Origin of the sequence: Citrobacter sp. RHB20-C16 (assembly GCF_013890155.1) — a bacterium.
Classification (GTDB): Bacteria; Pseudomonadota; Gammaproteobacteria; order Enterobacterales; family Enterobacteriaceae; genus Citrobacter_A; species Citrobacter_A amalonaticus.
The window spans coordinates 2649580-2667693 of the sequence record NZ_CP057630.1; the positions used below are offsets into that span (position 1 = coordinate 2649580).

Annotated in this window: 20 protein-coding genes; 7 read left to right on the forward strand and 13 right to left on the reverse strand. The window is 53.1% G+C overall.

All coding sequences use genetic code 11. From position 1 onward, the window contains the following. Positions 1-45 precede the first annotated feature (45 nt). From HVX64_RS12675 to osmB, 3 genes are all read left to right on the forward strand, one after another. The gene (locus HVX64_RS12675) at positions 46-228 is read left to right on the forward strand and encodes a hypothetical protein (RefSeq protein WP_044257733.1); all 183 of its coding nucleotides are present in this window, start codon (positions 46-48) and stop codon (positions 226-228) included. A 90-nt stretch (positions 229-318) separates the two neighbouring features. After that, positions 319-1068 (forward strand): DNA-binding transcriptional regulator YciT, encoded by a 750-nt coding sequence (locus HVX64_RS12680; RefSeq protein WP_043000543.1) that lies wholly within the window; start codon positions 319-321, stop codon positions 1066-1068. Positions 1069-1326: 258 nt separating this feature from the next. Further along, on the forward strand, positions 1327-1545 hold the full coding sequence (osmB, locus tag HVX64_RS12685; protein ID WP_042318738.1) for an osmotically-inducible lipoprotein OsmB: 219 nt from the start codon (positions 1327-1329) through the stop codon (positions 1543-1545). A gap of 123 nt (positions 1546-1668) precedes the next feature. Here osmB and yciH read toward each other — a convergent pair whose 3' ends face one another. The 5 genes from yciH to pgpB form a co-directional block, all read right to left on the reverse strand. After that, entirely contained in the window at positions 1669-1995 is a 327-nt protein-coding gene (yciH, locus tag HVX64_RS12690; protein ID WP_043000542.1) for a stress response translation initiation inhibitor YciH, read from the reverse strand. Further along, positions 1995-2732: an orotidine-5'-phosphate decarboxylase gene (gene pyrF, locus HVX64_RS12695; RefSeq protein WP_043000541.1), complete on the reverse strand. Its 738-nt coding sequence runs from the start codon at positions 2730-2732 to the stop codon at positions 1995-1997. The genes yciH and pyrF overlap by 1 nt, the downstream gene beginning before the upstream one ends. A gap of 176 nt (positions 2733-2908) precedes the next feature. After that, on the reverse strand, positions 2909-4078 hold the full coding sequence (gene lapB / locus HVX64_RS12700) for a lipopolysaccharide assembly protein LapB (protein WP_043000540.1): 1170 nt from the start codon (positions 4076-4078) through the stop codon (positions 2909-2911). Between the two features lie 6 nt (positions 4079-4084). After that, positions 4085-4393 carry a LapA family protein gene (locus tag HVX64_RS12705; RefSeq protein WP_042318731.1) on the reverse strand — a complete coding sequence of 103 codons (309 nt, stop codon included), beginning with the start codon at positions 4391-4393 and terminating at the stop codon, positions 4085-4087. 150 nt (positions 4394-4543) lie between these two features. Then, positions 4544-5308, reverse strand: a complete 765-nt coding sequence (gene pgpB, locus HVX64_RS12710) for a phosphatidylglycerophosphatase B (protein ID WP_044257730.1) — start codon at positions 5306-5308, stop codon at positions 4544-4546. Positions 5309-5504: 196 nt separating this feature from the next. Here pgpB and ribA point away from each other — a divergent pair, with 196 nt between their 5' ends. Next, on the forward strand, positions 5505-6095 hold the full coding sequence (gene ribA / locus HVX64_RS12715) for a GTP cyclohydrolase II (RefSeq protein ID WP_044257729.1): 591 nt from the start codon (positions 5505-5507) through the stop codon (positions 6093-6095). Positions 6096-6145: 50 nt separating this feature from the next. On the opposite strand, the gene acnA is transcribed toward ribA, so the two are convergent. The 6 genes from acnA to topA form a co-directional block, all read right to left on the reverse strand. Further along, a complete protein-coding gene (gene acnA / locus HVX64_RS12720; protein ID WP_043000537.1) occupies positions 6146-8821 on the reverse strand; it encodes an aconitate hydratase AcnA in 2676 nt (891 codons plus the stop codon). A gap of 333 nt (positions 8822-9154) precedes the next feature. Next, complete coding sequence (gene ymiC / locus HVX64_RS24130; protein WP_224267580.1) at positions 9155-9250, reverse strand: small membrane protein YmiC; 96 nt, start codon at positions 9248-9250, stop codon at positions 9155-9157. Between the two features lie 129 nt (positions 9251-9379). Beyond that, the gene (locus HVX64_RS24135; RefSeq protein WP_224267581.1) at positions 9380-9553 is read right to left on the reverse strand and encodes a hypothetical protein; all 174 of its coding nucleotides are present in this window, start codon (positions 9551-9553) and stop codon (positions 9380-9382) included. A gap of 2 nt (positions 9554-9555) precedes the next feature. Continuing rightward, positions 9556-9696, reverse strand: a complete 141-nt coding sequence (locus HVX64_RS12725) for a YmiA family putative membrane protein (protein WP_212807457.1) — start codon at positions 9694-9696, stop codon at positions 9556-9558. A 321-nt stretch (positions 9697-10017) separates the two neighbouring features. Further along, positions 10018-10992: an HTH-type transcriptional regulator CysB gene (cysB, locus tag HVX64_RS12730; RefSeq protein ID WP_043000536.1), complete on the reverse strand. Its 975-nt coding sequence runs from the start codon at positions 10990-10992 to the stop codon at positions 10018-10020. A gap of 216 nt (positions 10993-11208) precedes the next feature. Beyond that, a complete protein-coding gene (topA, locus tag HVX64_RS12735; protein WP_043000535.1) occupies positions 11209-13806 on the reverse strand; it encodes a type I DNA topoisomerase in 2598 nt (865 codons plus the stop codon). 395 nt (positions 13807-14201) lie between these two features. On the opposite strand from topA, the gene HVX64_RS12740 reads away from it, so the two are divergent. Next, entirely contained in the window at positions 14202-14453 is a 252-nt protein-coding gene (locus tag HVX64_RS12740; protein ID WP_042318668.1) for a YciN family protein, read from the forward strand. Positions 14454-14503: 50 nt separating this feature from the next. Here HVX64_RS12740 and sohB read toward each other — a convergent pair whose 3' ends face one another. After that, on the reverse strand, positions 14504-15550 hold the full coding sequence (gene sohB / locus HVX64_RS12745) for a protease SohB (protein ID WP_043000534.1): 1047 nt from the start codon (positions 15548-15550) through the stop codon (positions 14504-14506). Between the two features lie 214 nt (positions 15551-15764). Between sohB and HVX64_RS12750 the strand changes: the two genes are divergently transcribed. Next, positions 15765-16526, forward strand: a complete 762-nt coding sequence (locus HVX64_RS12750; RefSeq protein ID WP_044267179.1) for a YciK family oxidoreductase — start codon at positions 15765-15767, stop codon at positions 16524-16526. Then, on the forward strand, positions 16523-17113 hold the full coding sequence (cobO, locus tag HVX64_RS12755) for a cob(I)yrinic acid a,c-diamide adenosyltransferase (RefSeq protein WP_044257724.1): 591 nt from the start codon (positions 16523-16525) through the stop codon (positions 17111-17113). The genes HVX64_RS12750 and cobO overlap by 4 nt, the downstream gene beginning before the upstream one ends. A gap of 42 nt (positions 17114-17155) precedes the next feature. On the opposite strand, the gene rluB is transcribed toward cobO, so the two are convergent. Then, positions 17156-18031 (reverse strand): 23S rRNA pseudouridine(2605) synthase RluB, encoded by an 876-nt coding sequence (gene rluB / locus HVX64_RS12760; protein ID WP_043000531.1) that lies wholly within the window; start codon positions 18029-18031, stop codon positions 17156-17158. Between the last annotated feature and the right edge of the window lie 83 nt (positions 18032-18114).

Consider the following 18114-nt stretch of genomic DNA (forward strand, 5'->3'; position numbering starts at 1 on the left):
TTTTGCATCATTAAATCCTTTCATACTTTGACCAAGGATCCCCCCATGTCTGATATCGATGCTAAACGGGTTGCCGAGCGTATTGATACCGTGCTTGATATCCTGGTGGCCGGTGATGTCCACTCCGCCATCCATAATCTCGAAATTCTGAAGGCGGAATTGTTGAGTAAGGTGCAGGATGACGCCATATCAGCGGCGAACAAGCCCCGGGCACCGTGGGAGATCTAAATTTTTCGCGCGCGGCTTGTGTCGCCTGGATGCCACACCGCCGCATGTGTTTAATCTCGCGGTATCATTACCGCTATAAAAACTAACGCTATGAACTCCCGACAACAAAAAATTTTGCAAATGGTCATTGATAAAGGCCAGATGAGCGTCTCTGAACTGGCCAAAATCACTGGCGTTTCTGAAGTTACCATTCGACAGGATCTAAATACCCTCGAGAAGCAGAGCTTTCTGCGCCGCGCGCACGGTTTCGCCGTTTCGCTGGATAGCGAAGATGTGGAAACCAGGATGATGACCAACTACACCCTGAAGCGTCAGCTTGCCGAGTTTGCGGCGTCGCTGGTCAGCCCTGGCGAGTCGGTATTCATTGAAAATGGCAGTAGCAATGCCCTGCTGGCAAGAACGCTGGCGGAACAAAAGGACGTCACCATCATCACGGTCAGCAGTTACATTGCGCACCTGCTAAAAGAGACGCCCTGCGAAGTGATCCTGCTTGGCGGTATTTATCAGAAAAAAAGCGAAAGCATGGTGGGACCGCTGACTCGCCAGTTTATTCAGCAGGTCCATTTCAGTAAGGCGTTTATCGGCATTGATGGCTGGCAGACCGAAACGGGATTCACGGGGCGCGACATGATGCGTGCTGATGTGGTCAATGCCGTGCTGGAGAAAGGATCGGAAGCCATTGTCCTGACCGACAGTTCAAAATTCGGCGCGGTCCATCCCTACACCCTTGGCCCTATCGAGCGGTTTAGCCGTGTGATCACCGATGCCAGAATTAGCGCCAGTGACCGGGCGCTGATGGAACAGCGTGGTCTGACCGTTAATATCGTCGACGCCGAGTAAAATATCCGCAAATGATTTGCTCATCGCAGATCATTTGCGCTCTGAGACTATTCTGACTCCCGAATTAAGACTATTTACCTGTTGTTCACAGGCGAAAGTCGTAAAATTACTATTAGCGATATAACAGGAAGTGACTATCACCTGCGTGATATTACCCTGCGCACTAAGGTTTCACGGATGCCCTCTTTAATGACCGATATTTTAACTATAGTTAAAGAGAGCTTACTTCCGTGAATCATTAATTCAGGAGAAAGTATTATGTTTGTAACGAGCAAAAAAATGACCGCCGCCGTGCTGGCGATTGCCCTGGCAATGTCCCTGAGCGCCTGTTCTAACTGGTCTAAACGTGATCGTAACACCGCTATTGGTGCGGGTGCGGGTGCATTAGGTGGCGCTGTCTTAACGGATGGTAGCACACTGGGTACGCTGGGTGGTGCCGCTGTCGGTGGTATTATCGGCCACCAGGTAGGTAAATAATCGTAAATAATCTACGGTTGTCCGGCTCGATATAATAATACGATTATTTTTTTCTGGTCTGCACTACACAGTTTATTTAGCAGTAACAATAAAAGCCACGATATTTATATCGTGGCTTTTTCGTTAACCACCTGCCAGTTTCACTTTCAGGCCGCGAGCTTCCAGTAGCGACTTAATTAAATCGCGCTTATCACCCTGAATTTCAATTACGCCATCTTTGACTGCTCCACCGCAGCCACATTTTTTCTTCAGTTCCGCAGCCAGTTTGCTGAGTTCGCCGTCATCCAGATCAATACCAGTAATCAGGCACACGCCTTTCCCCTTGCGCCCGCTGGTCTGGCGCTGGATACGGACAATCCCGTCGCCCTTCGGACGTTCGGGCGCGGCTTTAGGTTCATCAATCCGCCCACTCTCCGTCGAATAAACCAGACGGCTGTTGGAATCGCTCATTACGCCTCCCGCTTCAATGACGCATTGATGGCCTTCAGCGTCTGCGCCGGATCGTCAGACTGCGTCACCGGACGACCAATAACCATATAATCAACACCCGCCGCCAGTGCCTGTTCAGGGGTCATTATCCGCCGCTGATCGCCAGCGGCGCTCCCCTGCGGTCGGATACCCGGGGTAACCAGTTTAAAATCGCGGCCAAATGCCTGCTTAAAGCGCACCGCTTCCTGAGCTGAACAGACCACGCCATCCAGACCACATTTTTGCGTCAATGCCGCCAGGCGCTCGGCGTGCTCAGCCGGTGACAGTGTCACGCCGATATCCGCCAGATCGCTGGCTTCCATACTGGTCAACACGGTGACCGCGATTAACAGCGGCGCATCTTTACCAAACGGCACCAGCGCTTCACGGGCGGCGGTCATCATTCTCGCCCCACCCGACGCATGGACGTTGACCATCCAGACGCCAAGATCCGCTGCAGCAGCCACCGCATGAGCGGCGGTATTTGGGATATCATGGAATTTCAGATCCAGAAAGATATCAAAGCCACGCTGCTGGAGATCGCGTACCAGTTGAGGTCCGAACAGCGTGAACATCTCTTTGCCAACTTTCAGACGACAGTCGCGCGGGTCGATTCGATCGACAAACGCCAGGGCGCTATCACGGTTATTATAATCGAGAGCAACGACGACGGGAGAATCGGTAGCAGCGCGGGGAGAAGATGAAGCAGTTAACGTCATAACCAGGCCTTCTTGCTAAGGGGGCAAATGGGTAAACGGCGTGCATTCTACCTGTCAGGCGCAAAAATTAACAGACGCGATTACACCACTGCCAGGCGATGTGGCGCCGATGCCAACGTGAGGAAATGGACTAAACTATGAGTATGTTGTAACTAAAGCGGATTTTTTTTTAAAAATTACAATCCATCAAGTCCACGAATTGGCTTAATCGTTGACCAGGCGCGGCAGGATGGACAGTGCCAGTACAGGGTATACGCGGTAAAACCGCATTTAGAGCAGCGGTAGCGCGGCTTGCTACGCACCTGCTCGCCCACCATATCACGCAGCACCATCAGGCTCTCTTTTGCACGACCCTCTTCGGCTTCGTTAAGGTGATAATCCATCAGCTTATGGAATACGCGCATCGTCGGATGACGCTGGAGCTGACGGGTAATATACACCTGCGCGGTCTCCGTCCCTTCGCGCGCTTCGAGAATATCGGCCAGCATCAGTTCTGCGGCCGCGCCGGTATTTTCTTCTACCGCACGGCGCAAGAATTCCGCCCATTCATCATTTTTACCTAGCTGTTGATAGCAGGTCTGGAGCATTTCCAGCGTTTCGCTGACCAGTTCTTTATCCTGGGAAATCACCCGCTGGAGACATTCAACGGCCTTCGCGTAATCGCCCTTCGCCATCCAGACGCGGCCCATCATGATAGAAACCCTGGCGCTATTTTTATCCGCCGCTGCCCCTTTTTTCAGCAGCGCCATGGCGCGATCCATATCGTCGCTGCCCATCTGTTGCAACGCCAGTTCGCAGTAAAAATGGGCGATTTCGATACGCTGTTTATCTTTACCCAGTTTGACCAGTCGCTCGGCAACCTCAATGGCCTTCTGCCAGTCACTGGTCGCCTGATAGATCTGCAACAGTTGCTGCAACGCGCCTACGCGAAACTCCGTTTCATCAGTAAGCTGATTAAACATATCCTCCGCCCGGTCATACAGCCCGGCGGCCATGTAATCACGGCCTAACTGCTGAACCGCCAGCAGCCGCTGTTCATAGGTCAGCGAGGCGCTTTCCATGAGAGTCTGGTGAATACGGATGGCGCGGTCGACTTCGCCGCGAGAGCGGAACAGGTTTCCGAGGGTGAGATGAGCCTCAACGGTGCCGGTATCCTCTTTCAACATATCGAGGAACAGATCCACCGCTTTATCTTGTTGGTTGCTCAGGAGGAAGTTAACCCCCGCGACGTAATCGCGGGACAGGCGGTTAGCTTCATCCTGTTTTGTTTGTTGCGCACTTCTGCGACCCATATACCAGCCATAGGCGGCAGCAACAGGTAAAAGCAGAAACAACAACTCCAGCATAAACGATTATTCCTTCGCGACCGACGTACCAGACGTCACCACAACGTCTGTCGCAGGCGAGAGTTGGTTTTCCAGTCGTTTAATTTTACGTTCAGCACGCACCAGAGAAACACGAACCCGCAGCCAGAAAAGACCGCAGATCAACCAACCAATGGCGAAACCCGCAGCGAACAAAACGGCCAACAAGGTTGAGATACGATACTCGCCCTGAGCCAACAGGTAATTAAATGTCACCTGTTGATCGTTCTGCGCACCCAATGTTACCGAGATAACAAATATCGCCAACACCAGTAAGAAAATGAGTAAATATTTCACATTACTTCCCGTTATGTGGTTTAAGCGAATAAATCGTGTTCAACTTACCGCATTTAGCCTTTTAAATTACCATTTTCACGGCGTGTGCGAAATGGGAAAGCAGTCAGCTATTGGATGATTTAAGGGTAAACCAGTCAAAATCAACCCTGGTCAGCGGTTTTGCTCACGTTCAGCAATCTCCTGCCTTTCTTCTGGCGGCGGCGTCAAAGGCCCGCAGAACCGCTGTGCAAGCCAGGTCGCCAGCGTCACCAGCGCCCATGAAATCAGCGTCGCGACCACCAGATCACGCGGCCAGTGCATGCCGAGCAGCAAACGACTGCCCATCACGCCCGTCGCCCACACCAGTAAAATGGCAATCGTCACCGTCCGGCGTCGCGGCCACAATAAGCCGACAGCGAGCAGCGCCCAGCTTGCCGCAAACATCGTGTGACCTGACGGAAACGCAAACCCGGTCTCTTTTTGCCAGTGTTGGCGTAAAAAGTGTGGAATAGCCTGCTGGGTGGTAAGTTGCTCCTTCACCAGGTCGCTGCGATCCTTACGTTTTAAAGTGTAGAACTCATCAACCGGAATATGATGCGTTTTTTCCAGCCATATCACGAAAGGACGCGGTTCCTGTACCCGCTCTTTCACCCACGACTTGACGCCCTGACCTAGCAGGATCGCCCCCGCCAGAATAGTAAAAAGCATTACCGCCGCTTTAAGACGAAAGCGCAAACACCAGAAGAACCAGCCACAGAGAATAACATGTGTGATGATACCCCACGGCTGAGTGACCGTTTCGGTTATCCAGTACATCGCTTTTAGCCATCCGGTATCCTGCCCCGGTTGCCAGCTCCAGCCGGACACCCACACGGTAACGGGCATAATCAACAACAATCCCGCGCCAGCCGCAGTACGCTTTGCAATCGACAGCATGAACACCTCTTTAACGGATAAGTGTCACAATCATAACCGAAAAATCCCCTGTTCGGGGAAATTGACAGATTTGTGCCATTCGCAGGATGATTGCGCGGCGGCGATTAGGTGAAGTCCGTCGCCTTATGGCAAAATAAGAAGATAAGCCAACAGGCAACGGCACAACATCGCGTGCCGGCATTATCTGGAGAAACACATGCAGCTTAAACGAGTGGCAGAAGCCAAACTGCCAACCCCATGGGGCGATTTCCTGATGGTGGGATTTGAAGAACTGGCAACCGGACACGATCACGTCGCGTTAGTATATGGTGATATTTCAGGTCAGACGCCGGTTCTGGCCCGTGTCCATTCAGAATGTCTGACGGGCGATGCCTTGTTCAGCCTGCGCTGCGACTGTGGTTTTCAACTGGAAGCCGCCCTGACGCATATTGCGGAAGAAGGACGCGGTATTCTGCTTTATCATCGTCAGGAAGGACGTAACATCGGCCTGCTCAATAAGATTCGCGCCTACGCGTTGCAGGACCAGGGCTACGACACCGTAGAGGCCAATCACCAGTTAGGGTTTGCCGCGGATGAGCGCGATTTCACCCTCTGCGCGGATATGTTCAAGCTGCTGGGCGTTGACGAAGTACGTCTGCTCACCAATAACCCGAAGAAAGTTGAGATTCTCACTGAAGCCGGGATCAATATCGTGGAGCGGGTCCCGCTGATTGTGGGCCGTAATCCCAATAATGAACATTATCTGGATACCAAAGCGGCCAAGATGGGTCACTTGTTGAGTAAGTAAGCCATGCGTTAAAAAAAGCCTGCATCGTGTCATGCAGGCTTTTTTACGACTTACTTCAGCATGTTACGAATCACGTAATGTAAAATGCCATCGTTCTGGTAGTAAGTTAACTCGGTCGCGGTATCGATGCGGCAACGGCACTGCACCACCTCTTTGTTCCCGTCGGTCCGGGTTAACGTCACCGGCACCGTCGCGCCAGGTTTCAGTTGTTGCAGATCGGCAATATCGATAGTCTCTTCCCCGGTTAGCCCCAGCGTTTTGCGCGTAACACCCTGTGGGAACTCCAGAGGCAGGATCCCCATCCCAATCAGGTTGGAGCGGTGGATACGTTCGAACGACTCCGCAATGACGACGCGAATTCCCAGCAATCGCGGCCCTTTCGCCGCCCAGTCACGACTGGAACCCGACCCATATTCTTTACCAGCAATCACCGCCAGCGGGATGTTCTCCTGCTGATACTGCATAGCCGCATCATAGATAGACAACACCTCGGTGCCAGGCAGATGTCGCGTCATTCCGCCTTCCACACCCGGCACCATTTCGTTGCGAATACGGATGTTAGCGAAGGTCCCGCGCATCATCACTTCGTGGTTACCGCGTCGCGAACCGTAGGAGTTGAAGTCTTTGCGCTCCACGCCGTGGTTTTGCAGATACCGCCCTGCAGGACTATCAGCTTTAATACTCCCGGCCGGAGAAATGTGGTCAGTGGTCACCGAATCCCCCAACATCGCCAGAATGCGCGCGCCGTGAATATCGGTCACCGGTGCTGGCTGCGCCAGCATCTCGTCAAAGAACGGCGACAGGCGAATGTAGGTCGAGTCATTTTGCCAGCCGTAAGTGTCTGAACGGTCAACATTGATCGCTTTCCACTCAGGCGTCCCTTCGAACACTTCCGCATATTCTTTGCGGAACATTTCTGAAGAGACCAGATCGACGGCGCGGGCAATTTCCTGCGCCGACGGCCAGATATCTTTCAGATAGACCGGATCGCCTTTGCGATCGTGGCCGAGCGGATCTTTCTCCAGGTTGATGTTCATATTGCCCGCGAGCGCGTAGGCAACGACAAGCGGCGGTGACGCCAGCCAGTTGGTTTTCACCAGCGGGTGAATACGACCTTCAAAGTTACGGTTGCCTGACAGCACCGCGCCTACGGTCAGATCGCCCTTCTTAATCGCGGTTTCGATAGGCTCCGGCAGCGGTCCAGAGTTACCAATACAGGTCGTACAGCCATATCCCACCAGATTAAAGCCCAGTTCATCGAGATACGGTGTCAGTTTCGCCTTTGCCAGATAATCTGACACCACTTTCGACCCTGGCGCCAGCGACGCTTTCACCCACGGCTGACGCTTCAGTCCCAGCGTAACGGCTTTTTTCGCCAGCAAACCCGCCGCCATTAGCACGCTGGGGTTAGAGGTGTTGGTACAGGAGGTAATGGCCGAGATGACCACCGCACCGTCAGGAAGCTGATATGACTGTCCGTTTAGCACATACTCTACTGGCCGACGGTCTTTCTGCGCAGTGTTCAGTTCCAGTTCGCTGCTGGCAGCAAAGGCTTTCGGCACATCGCCGAGTGCAACGCGATCCTGCGGACGTTTCGGTCCGGCGAGGCTTGCCTCAACATCATTCATATCCAGTGCCAGGGTACTGGTGAAGATCGGTTCATCACCGGTGTTGCGCCACATCCCCTGCGCCTTCGCGTATTTCTCCACCAGTTCGATTTGGTCTTCACTGCGTCCGCTCAACCGCATATAGTCCAGCGTCACGCCGTCGATCGGAAAGAAACCACAGGTCGCACCATATTCCGGCGACATATTGGCAATGGTGGCCCGGTCAGCCAGCGGTAAGGAATCCAGCCCGTCGCCATAAAATTCGACAAATTTGCCGACTACACCGTGCTTACGCAGCATCTGGGTGACGGTTAACACGAGATCCGTTGCAGTGATCCCCTCACGCAGTTTTCCGGTCAGTTTGAAACCCACCACATCCGGGATCAACATTGAGACAGGTTGCCCCAACATTGCCGCTTCAGCCTCGATACCACCCACGCCCCAGCCCAGAACACCCAGACCGTTAATCATGGTGGTGTGTGAATCTGTGCCGACCAGCGTGTCCGGATAAGCCACCCATTCACCGTCCTGCAATTCGCTCCACACCGCTTTGCCAAGATATTCCAGGTTAACCTGGTGGCAAATACCGGTTCCCGGCGGCACGACGCTGAAGCGACTGAAGGCCTGTTGGCCCCATTTCAGAAACACATAGCGCTCATGGTTACGTTCCATTTCAAGGCGCACGTTCTCTTCGAATGCATCATCATCGCCAAAATGGTCAACGGTGACGGAGTGGTCGATCACCAGATCCACTGGCGAGAGAGGATTCACTTTCGCCGTATCGCCGCCCAGGCGTTTTACCGCTTCGCGCATTGCGGCGAGGTCCACCACCGCCGGGACGCCGGTAAAGTCCTGCATCAGTACGCGTGCTGGACGGTAGGCAATTTCGCGATCGGCATGGGCATTTTTTAGCCACCCTGCCAGCGCCTGGATATCGTCCTGGGTAACCGAATCGCCGTCCTGCCAGCGCAGCAGGTTTTCCAGTAAGACTTTCAGTGATTTGGGCAGACGGGTGAGATCGCCCAAAGATTTCGCAGCCAGCGGCAGACTGTAATAGTGGTAGGTTTTGTCTTTGGCCTGCAGTGTGTCCTTACTGGCTTCTCGTAGGGTTGACGACATAGCTCCTCCTTAATGACAGGGTTGCGATGCCCTGATTCTCCTCAGGGTGAATATTAAAGATAACACAAACAGAATGTAACGTTTTGATAACAACCCAAATTGATAAAAGAGGAAAAACCGAACGGCGAAGATACAAGTGAGGACGAGCGCGTGTATGAGGGGGAAGAAAACCTCGCCGTAGCGAGGTTTCAGATTGCTGGCAACCTGTAGATTTGTGTTTATGCCGGGTGGCGGCTAAGGCTTACCTGTTCTACAGACTTTTCGATATCAATGTGTTGCTCAGGCCACATATGAGCCTGCTAAGCGTAGCGCCATCAGGCGGAAGGGTTGAGATTAATTCATCACGATCCAGAGCAGTTCAGCCCAAAAGAGCAGCGAGACGGAAAATGCGCCCATCCAGGACCAGTATTTCATATTTGCAGACATCATCGGCTATACCCGTTTTGTTTAATACATTGTGTTGAGACTTTCTCAACGCTTTATTGCTGCGGTGTATAGGTAAAAGCGCACCGTGATAATTTATCGGTACAAAAGAAACGGTAATAAGAATGGTGACGATTATTGTTTCTGTTGATCGTCTTCGTCGAATAACTCAATAAACTTTTGCTGTTGCTGAGTCAGCTTCCAGGATTTGGGAACAGTTTTCACGCACGCGCCTTTTTTCGTTTCTCGTACAGTGTCACCAGAGTGACATGTAGGTAACGACGTCTGTTGTGGGTCGTGAACCTCCATTTTTACCCCCAGGCATTCCAGATCAACAGTGCGATCACGACCCAAAACAGCGCTGAGCCCAGGAAAACCGCAAGCCAGGCTTTGCGTTTCATCTCAGGGTCCCGACGTGGCTCCTGGTTTTCAGACGGCATTGCTAACCTCATACAATCGGCATCACTTATCATTTAAGCACCAACAATCGGTACAATTAATCATCAGATGAGACAAATCCTAATGAAACTTTAGTCAAAAATCCAGTGAATTTACGAATCGTTTCCAGTGAATAAATCAATCTTTTGATCGAAAATAAATATTTGAAAAGGGAAATTTGCGAGGCGGGGAATAAGACACTACTTTACGGTTGATTATCCATAATCATCATGTGGACATTATTATTACGCCAGCCTTAATAAAACCAATGGCGATTTAATTAAAACTTTCGGTATCTCCTGCTAACAAAAGATACCGACCGTTTTCTGTGACGATTACTTTTCAGGTAATTTGATATCTTTAAACATCTCTTCTATTTCTTCGTTCGAGCGCAACGCCACGGCGGTATCCACCACGTCACGCGTCAAATGCGGGGCGAAACGTTGAATGAAATCATACATGTAACTGCGCAGGAACGTGCTGCGACGAAAACCAATCTTTGTCGTGCTGTGGCTGAAGACGTCGTGGGCGTCCACGCGAACCAGATCCGGGTCAGACAGCGGATCGACGGCCATGCTGGCAATCACCCCCACTCCTAAGCCTAAACGCACGTAGGTTTTGATCACATCGGCGTCAGTCGCCGTAAAGACAATACGTGGCGTCAAACCTGCGCGGTTAAACGCGGTATCCAGTTCAGAGCGCCCCGTAAAGCCAAAGGTGTACGTCACCAGTGGATACTGTGCCAGTTCTTCAATGGTCACCGACCCTTTATTGGCCAGCGGATGCTCAGGCGTCACCACAATCGAACGATTCCAGTGATAGCATGGCAACATAACCAGATCGTCATACAGATGCAGCGCCTCGGTAGCGATGGCAAAATCGGCATTTCCTTTTGAAACCGCTTCAGCGATCTGTGTCGGCGATCCCTGGTGCATATGCAGCGACACACGAGGATAGCGCTCAATAAAACCTTTAATCACATTCGGTAGCGCATAACGCGCCTGGGTATGCGTCGTCGCAATATAGAGAGAGCCTTTATCCGGCCAGGTATGCTCACCGGCAACGGACTTTATCGCATCCACTTTGGAGAGCACTTCGCGCGCAATGCGGATAATCTCCTGACCAGCCGGCGTCACCTGAGTCAGATGCTTACCGCTACGGGCAAAGATCTGGATGCCAAGTTCGTCTTCCAGCATGCGAACCTGCTTACTGATACCCGGTTGCGAGGTATAAAGGCCTTCCGCGGTGGAGGAGACGTTAAGGTTGTGATTCACCACCTCAACAATGTAGCGAAGCTGCTGTAATTTCATGTTAAACCATCCAGATTAGCGCCATCAGGTCATCGTTTCAGAGCAGGCAGTGATGCGCTGCTAATACGATTTAATAATAAAAAAGCCGTTAACTATAACCACTATATCATTAATAAACAGGCTGTATAGCGGTGAGTAAAAAATAATAAGTCCGCTATAAAAACAAAAAAAGGGCCGCTTACGCGACCCTCTTCAGCACAACTGCACCGTGGGCGGTTACTTCTTGCCTTCGACCCATTTGCCATCAACAAAGAAGGCAGACCAGCCGGTCGCTTTCCCGTCTTTTTCAGCGGCAACATACTGCTGTTTGGTCTTACGGCTAAAACGCACCAGCGTTTTATTGCCTTCCGGATCCTGTTGCGGCGCATCGGCCAGATAACGCAGTTTTTCTGGCAGACGATCGCGGAAGCGGTATAACTCTTCCACCAACGGCGCGCGCGTCTCACGGGATTTCGGGAAAGTATTGGCGGCCAGGAAGACCCCGGCAGCGCCATCACGCAGCACGAAATACGCATCCGATTTTTCACACGGCAACTCGGGCAGCGGAACCGGATCTTCTTTCGGCGGTGCAACTTCACCGTTACGCAGGATCTTACGGGTGTTTTTACACTCGTCGTTAGTGCATGCCATGTACTTACCGAAACGCCCCATCTTCAGGTGCATCTCAGAGCCACATTTTTCGCACTCGACGATCGGACCGTCATACCCTTTGATACGGAATTCGCCTTCTTCGATCTCGTAGCCGTCGCAGGTCGGGTTATTACCACAAACATGCAGCTTGCGCTTCGGATCGATCAGGTAGCTGTCCATCGCCGTACCGCACTTCTGACAACGACGTTTGGCGCGCAGGGCGTTGGTTTCCGCGTCATCACCTTCCAGCACGTTCAGGACTTCGTTTTCCGGCACCAGGTTAATGGTGGTTTTGCAGCGCTCTTTCGGCGACAACGCATAACCCGAGCAGCCAAGGAACACGCCGGTACTGGCGGTGCGAATTCCCATTTTGCGTCCGCAGGTGGGGCAGTCGATGCTGGTCAACACCATCTGGTTCGGACGCATCCCGCCCTCTTCCGGATCTTTCTCCGCTTTGTCGAGTTGCTGAGTAAAATCACTGAAGAAGTTGTCGAGCACGCCTTTCCATTCGATTTCGTGATTCGCGACCTGGTCGAGGCTGTTTTCCATCTGCGCGGTGAAATCGTAGTTCATCAGCTCGCGGAAATTCTCTTCCAGACGATCGGTGACAATCTCACCCATTTTTTCCGCATAGAAGCGACGGTTTTCCACCCGCACGTAGCCACGATCCTGAATGGTCGAAATGATCGACGCATAGGTCGACGGACGGCCAATTCCGCGTTTTTCCAGCTCTTTCACCAGCGAGGCTTCGCTGAAGCGCGCCGGTGGCTTGGTGAAGTGTTGAGCCGGGATCAGTTCAACCAGAGACAGCGCATCACCTTTATTCACCGCCGGCAGCGTCCGGTCTTCATCACCTTTACGCAACGCGGGCATCACTTTCGTCCAGCCGTCGAAGCGCAGAATACGACCGCGCGCCTTCAGACGAAAATCACCCGCACCCACGGTTAGGGTGGTGGAATCGTACTGCGCCGGGGTCATCTGACAGGCGACAAACTGACGCCAGATCAGCTGATACAGTTTTTGCGCGTCGGCTTCCATATCCTTCAGCGTTTCCGCCAGCACGGAGACGTCGGAAGGACGAATCGCTTCGTGTGCTTCCTGCGAATTTTCTTTGCTGGCGTACTGATTCGGACTTTCCGGCAGATATTTCTTGCCGAAATTGTCGCCGATGTAACCGCGCACCATATTCACGGCATCCTGACTCAGGTTGGTCGAGTCGGTACGCATATAGGTGATGTAGCCCGCTTCGTACAAACGCTGCGCCATCATCATGGTCTTTTTCACGCCAAAACCGAGACGCGTGCTGGCCGCCTGTTGCAGCGTGGAGGTGATAAACGGCGCGCCCGGCTTGCTGCTGGTCGGCTTGTCTTCACGTTCCAGAACGCTGTAGCGCGCTTTCTCCAGCAGGCTTACCGCCGCAAGCGTCTGCTCACGGTTTTCCGGACGAAACGGCTTGTCGTTCTGATGGGTCACCTGCAAAGGCAGCGCATCGCCGGAAGGCGTGGTGGTATTGGCATCAATTTCCCAGAACTCTTCCGGTACAAACGCTTTAATCTCGCGCTCACGCTCAACGACCAGACGCACCGCCACGGACTGAACGCGACCGGCTGACAGACCGCGAGCAATCTTTTTCCACAACAGCGGCGAGACCATATAGCCCACCACGCGATCCATAAAGCGACGTGCCTGCTGAGCGTTAACCCGGTCAATGTTCAGTTCGCCCGGCTTTTCAAACGCCTGACGAATCGCATTCTTGGTAATTTCGTTAAACACCACGCGACTGTAACGCGTGTCATCACCCCCGATCACTTCCCGCAGGTGCCATGCAATGGCTTCCCCTTCGCGGTCAAGGTCGGTTGCGAGATAGATGTGGTCGGCCTTTTCAGCCAGTTGTTTCAGTTCAGAGACGACCTTCTCTTTACCGGGCAGCACTTCATAGTGCGCATCCCAGTTGTGCCACGGGTCAACGCCCATACGGTTGACGAGCGCGCCACGTTCATCCTTTTTGGGCTTTTTAGCCGTTTTGGTGGAGGTAGAGTCGGCGCTCTTTTTAGCTGCTGAGCCACTGGTCGGCAAGTCACGGATATGACCGACGCTGGACTTAACCACGTAGTCATTACCCAGATACTTGTTGATCGTTTTGGCTTTTGCCGGGGACTCAACGATGACAAGAGCTTTACCCATATTCACCTTTACCTAAATTGATTCTTCCAGGAATGCGTCGCACGTTGATACACCATCCACTGGCGACGAGCCACGGATATGGTCCCTGCGTCTGCGGATATCAACCCCTTGTACTGACTCTGTACACTAAATAGCCAGGTGACTGAGTTGACAGGTTTTTTCGCACAGAGGCGCTATAGCACGACGGAATTTCGGTCGAATGTCAAGCAAATCTGTTGCCTGGTTGACGAAAGCGTCACACTGTACCTGATAAAATTCGTTACGCAACTTTATTAGCATGCAAAACTAAATCCTGCCAGTCAGCAAAGGTTGACAACCCCTTGTACACACTGAGGGAATATTTGCCCAAAAGAGTCGGTCGGCGTAGACTAATGCCCTTGTTTAAGGAGTAAAAAATGCGCAAAGAGACACAACCTATCGATCGCGAAACACTGTTGATTGAAGCCAACAAAATCATTCGTGAGCATGAAGATACGCTGGCGGGCATTGTTGCCACCGGTGTGACCCAGCGAAATGGGGTGTTGGTCTTCAGTGGGGATTACTTTTTAGACGAGCAAGGTTTACCCACGCCAAAGAGCACTGCCGTGTTCAATATGTTTAAACATCTGGCGCATGTACTTTCTGAAAAGTATCACCTGATTGATTAAAGCAAAAACGCGAGGCCTTGGAGCCTCGCGTTTTTCATTAATACCGTCTCTTACATCAACGGTTTTTGTCCGCGCTGCCACCAGCGCAGGAGCAGCCGATCGGCACTTTCCGCGGCACTGCCTGTCACCCGATCGACCAGTTTCTTCCGTTGCAGATAGCGAACGTTCAGTACCTCTCGTCCTTCCATCAGCCCAAGGATCACCTCGTCGCTGGTATTTATCTCATCAATGAGCCCTTTCTCCAGCGCCTGCTGTCCGTACCAGTGTTCACCCGTCGCAACCTGTTCAATGTCCAGAGTCGGACGCATACGATGGACAAAATCTTTAAACAGGTGATGGGTTTCGTTTAAATCCTCACGAAACTTCTGCCGCCCTTCTTCGGTGTTCTCACCCAGCAGCGTCAGCGTCCGTTTGTACTGTCCGGCGGTATGCAACTCGATATCGATATCCTTGCCTTTCAGGAAACGGTTGAAGTTGGGGATCTGCGCAACCACGCCAATCGAACCGACAATCGCGAAGGGTGCGGAGACAATTTTGTCCGCCACACAGGCCATCATGTAACCGCCACTCGCCGCGACTTTATCCACGGTCACGGTCAACGGGATCTTTTTATCGCGTAAGCGTTGCAGTTGTGATGCGGCAAGGCCGTAGCCGTGCACAACGCCACCAGGGCTTTCCAGACGCACCACCACCTGGTCCTGCGGTTTCACCACCGCCAGTACGGCCGTCACCTCTTCACGCAGTGAACTGACCTCGTGGGCATCCATACTGCCTTTGAAATCCAGCACCCAGACGCGCGGTTTATCCGACGTGTCGCTGTCGCCCCGTTTGGCTTTTACTTTGGCGGCTTTCACTTCCTGCTTATGCTTTTTCTTTTGCGCTTTATGCCAGAGTTTCTGTTGATGGCTATCGAGCAGCGCCATCGCCAGTTCATCCTTCATTTCTTTATATTGTTCGCTGAGGTTGGTAACCCGCAGTTCGCCACGCTGGCGCTTACGTTGGGCAACATTCACGATAATGGTGGCAATCGCCGCGATAGCCAGCACAACGGTCACGATTTTTGCTAAAAACAAGCCATATTCAGACAACAATTCCACACGTCCCACCTTGGTTAAACAACTTAGCGTCGGCTCAGTGTACATCAGGTGTAATGCGTCGTCTCGCGGGATATGCGGATGGATAAAAGTATGACAAAGTGTTCATTTTAGGGCGTTATCGCCGTTGGCTGATTGAAATTGAGTCCTGTTTCAGGCATAAACCCGACACACCAACGAGAAGCAGAGCGACCAGGCATGTCGCCGAGGAGTCCCCATGCATTATCAACCGAAACAAGACCTTCTGCAGGATCGCATTATTCTGGTGACCGGCGCCAGCGACGGCATTGGCCGTGAAGCGGCCCTGACCTACGCTCGCTATGGCGCCAACGTCATTTTGCTCGGCCGTAATGATGAGAAATTGCGCCACGTCGCCGACAGCATTACCCAGCAAACGGACCGCCAGCCGCAGTGGTTTACACTCGATCTGTTAACCTGCACCGCTGATGACTGTCATCAACTGGCGCAGCGCATCGGCGGACAGTATCCGCGACTGGACGGCGTCTTACACAATGCCGGTTTACTGGGTGACGTCTGTCCGATGATCGAGCAGGACCCGCAGGTCTGGCAACAGGTTATGCAGGTCAATGTCAATGCAACGTTTATGCTGACCCAGGCATTGCTTCCTTTATTACTTAAGTCAGATTCCGGATCGTTAGTCTTCACCTCCTCCAGCGTGGGCCAGCAGGGTCGTGCTAACTGGGGCGCCTACGCGGCCTCTAAATTTGCTACCGAAGGCATGATGCAGGTGCTGGCAGATGAGTACCAAAACCGTCCGCTGCGCGTAAATTGCATCAATCCGGGCGGCACCCGTACCGGGATGCGCGCCAACGCCTTTCCAACGGAAGATCCGCAAAAACTCAAAACACCCGCCGATATTATGCCGCTGTACCTGTGGCTAATGGGCGACGACAGCCGCCGCAAGACCGGCATGACCTTCGACGCCCAACCGGGCCGCAAACCAGGAATCGCCCAATGAGTGAAGAACGCTATCAACAACGCCAGCAGCGCGTGAAGGACCGGGTTGACGCCCGGGTAGCCCAGGCCCAGGACGAACGCGGCATCGTGATTGTCTTCACCGGCAACGGGAAAGGAAAAACCACCGCCGCCTTCGGCACCGCCACTCGCGCAGTGGGACACGGTAAAAAGGTCGGCGTGGTGCAGTTTATCAAGGGGACCTGGCCCAACGGCGAGCGTAACCTGCTGGAGCCGCACGGCGTTGAATTTCAGGTGATGGCGACCGGGTTTACCTGGGAGACGCAAAACCGCGAAGCTGACACCGCAGCCTGTCTGGCTGTATGGGATCACGGCAAACGCATGCTTGCCGATCCGCAACTGGATATGGTGGTGCTGGACGAACTGACTTATATGGTGGCATACGACTATCTGCCGCTTGAAGAGGTGATTAACGCGCTGAATGCGCGCCCGTCTCACCAGACGGTGATCATCACCGGTCGCGGCTGCCATCGGGATATTCTCGAACTGGCCGATACCGTCAGTGAACTGCGACCGGTCAAACATGCCTTTGAGGCAGGGGTCAAAGCCCAGATGGGGATTGATTATTAAAAAAGGCCCCTCGGGGCCTTTTAGCAATTACGGGATAGCGGATTAACCGTTGTTATTACGACCGCCTGCACGGCGACCGCCGCTCACCTGGCTGTGACGCTTCACGGCACGGCGAATCTGATTTGCCTTCATGCGGCGACGATCTTTCTCTACCGCCACTTTCGAGGTGGTTTCCGGCTCCAGTTCCACCAGCTCACGCAGATAGTTGGTCTGGGCGAGATCCAGTTCCGTCCAGCCGCCGCGCGGCAGACCTTTCGGCAGCGGAATATCACCGTAGCGTACGCGAATCAGACGACTTACCTGCACGCCAACGGCTTCCCACAGCCGACGCACTTCACGGTTGCGCCCTTCGGTCAGGGTGACGTTGTACCACTGGTTGATCCCTTCACCACCGCTGAACTTGATGGTCTTGAACGCCGCCGGACCGTCTTCCAGCTGCACGCCACGGCTCAGATCGCGCAGTTTAGCATCGTCAACCTGGCCAAAGACGCGCACCGCGTATTCACGTTCAACTTCACGGCTCGGATGCATCAGGCGGTTTGCCAGTTCACCATCGGTAGTGAACAGCAGCAGACCGCAGGTATTAACGTCCAGACGCCCTACCGCAATCCAGCGAGCACCGCGCAGTTTCGGTAAGCGATCAAACACCGTAGGACGACCTTCCGGGTCGTTACGCGTGCACAGTTCACCTTCCGGCTTGTAATAGGCCAGAACGCGACAAATTTGTTCCGCCGACTCTTTCACCGAAATCAGGTGACCGTCGATACGAATTTTCAGGCCGGGAGTCACTTCAACGCGATCGCCCAGCGTGGCAATTTTGCCGTCTACACTGACGCGACCTGCTGCAATGATGGATTCAATTTCACGGCGGGAGCCGTGGCCAGCGCGCGCCAGCACTTTCTGTAACTTTTCGCTCATAGAGCTTCCTTTAGCTGTCGCCTTCACAGGCGTCGAACAGGAGAATCAACGGCGCTTTTCAGCGCCATTTTAAGGCCGCGTAG

Bases quoted from the DNA above. Each gene is read 5' to 3' on its own strand.
- pyrF (WP_043000541.1), bottom strand. From the start codon at position 2,732: ATGACGTTAACTGCTTCATCTTCTCCCCGCGCTGCTACCGATTCTCCC.
- lapB (WP_043000540.1), bottom strand. From the start codon at position 4,078: ATGCTGGAGTTGTTGTTTCTGCTTTTACCTGTTGCTGCCGCCTATGGC.
- rluB (WP_043000531.1), bottom strand. From the start codon at position 18,031: ATGAGCGAAAAGTTACAGAAAGTGCTGGCGCGCGCTGGCCACGGCTCC.
- HVX64_RS24135 (WP_224267581.1), bottom strand. From the start codon at position 9,553: ATGGAGGTTCACGACCCACAACAGACGTCGTTACCTACATGTCACTCT.
- acnA (WP_043000537.1), bottom strand. From the start codon at position 8,821: ATGTCGTCAACCCTACGAGAAGCCAGTAAGGACACACTGCAGGCCAAA.
- cysB (WP_043000536.1), bottom strand. From the start codon at position 10,992: ATGAAATTACAGCAGCTTCGCTACATTGTTGAGGTGGTGAATCACAAC.
- ribA (WP_044257729.1), top strand. From the start codon at position 5,505: ATGCAGCTTAAACGAGTGGCAGAAGCCAAACTGCCAACCCCATGGGGC.
- ymiC (WP_224267580.1), bottom strand. From the start codon at position 9,250: ATGATGTCTGCAAATATGAAATACTGGTCCTGGATGGGCGCATTTTCC.
- HVX64_RS12750 (WP_044267179.1), top strand. From the start codon at position 15,765: ATGCATTATCAACCGAAACAAGACCTTCTGCAGGATCGCATTATTCTG.
- HVX64_RS12725 (WP_212807457.1), bottom strand. From the start codon at position 9,696: ATGAGGTTAGCAATGCCGTCTGAAAACCAGGAGCCACGTCGGGACCCT.
- HVX64_RS12675 (WP_044257733.1), top strand. From the start codon at position 46: ATGTCTGATATCGATGCTAAACGGGTTGCCGAGCGTATTGATACCGTG.
- topA (WP_043000535.1), bottom strand. From the start codon at position 13,806: ATGGGTAAAGCTCTTGTCATCGTTGAGTCCCCGGCAAAAGCCAAAACG.
- pgpB (WP_044257730.1), bottom strand. From the start codon at position 5,308: ATGCTGTCGATTGCAAAGCGTACTGCGGCTGGCGCGGGATTGTTGTTG.
- HVX64_RS12740 (WP_042318668.1), top strand. From the start codon at position 14,202: ATGCGCAAAGAGACACAACCTATCGATCGCGAAACACTGTTGATTGAA.
- yciH (WP_043000542.1), bottom strand. From the start codon at position 1,995: ATGAGCGATTCCAACAGCCGTCTGGTTTATTCGACGGAGAGTGGGCGG.
- cobO (WP_044257724.1), top strand. From the start codon at position 16,523: ATGAGTGAAGAACGCTATCAACAACGCCAGCAGCGCGTGAAGGACCGG.
- HVX64_RS12680 (WP_043000543.1), top strand. From the start codon at position 319: ATGAACTCCCGACAACAAAAAATTTTGCAAATGGTCATTGATAAAGGC.
- osmB (WP_042318738.1), top strand. From the start codon at position 1,327: ATGTTTGTAACGAGCAAAAAAATGACCGCCGCCGTGCTGGCGATTGCC.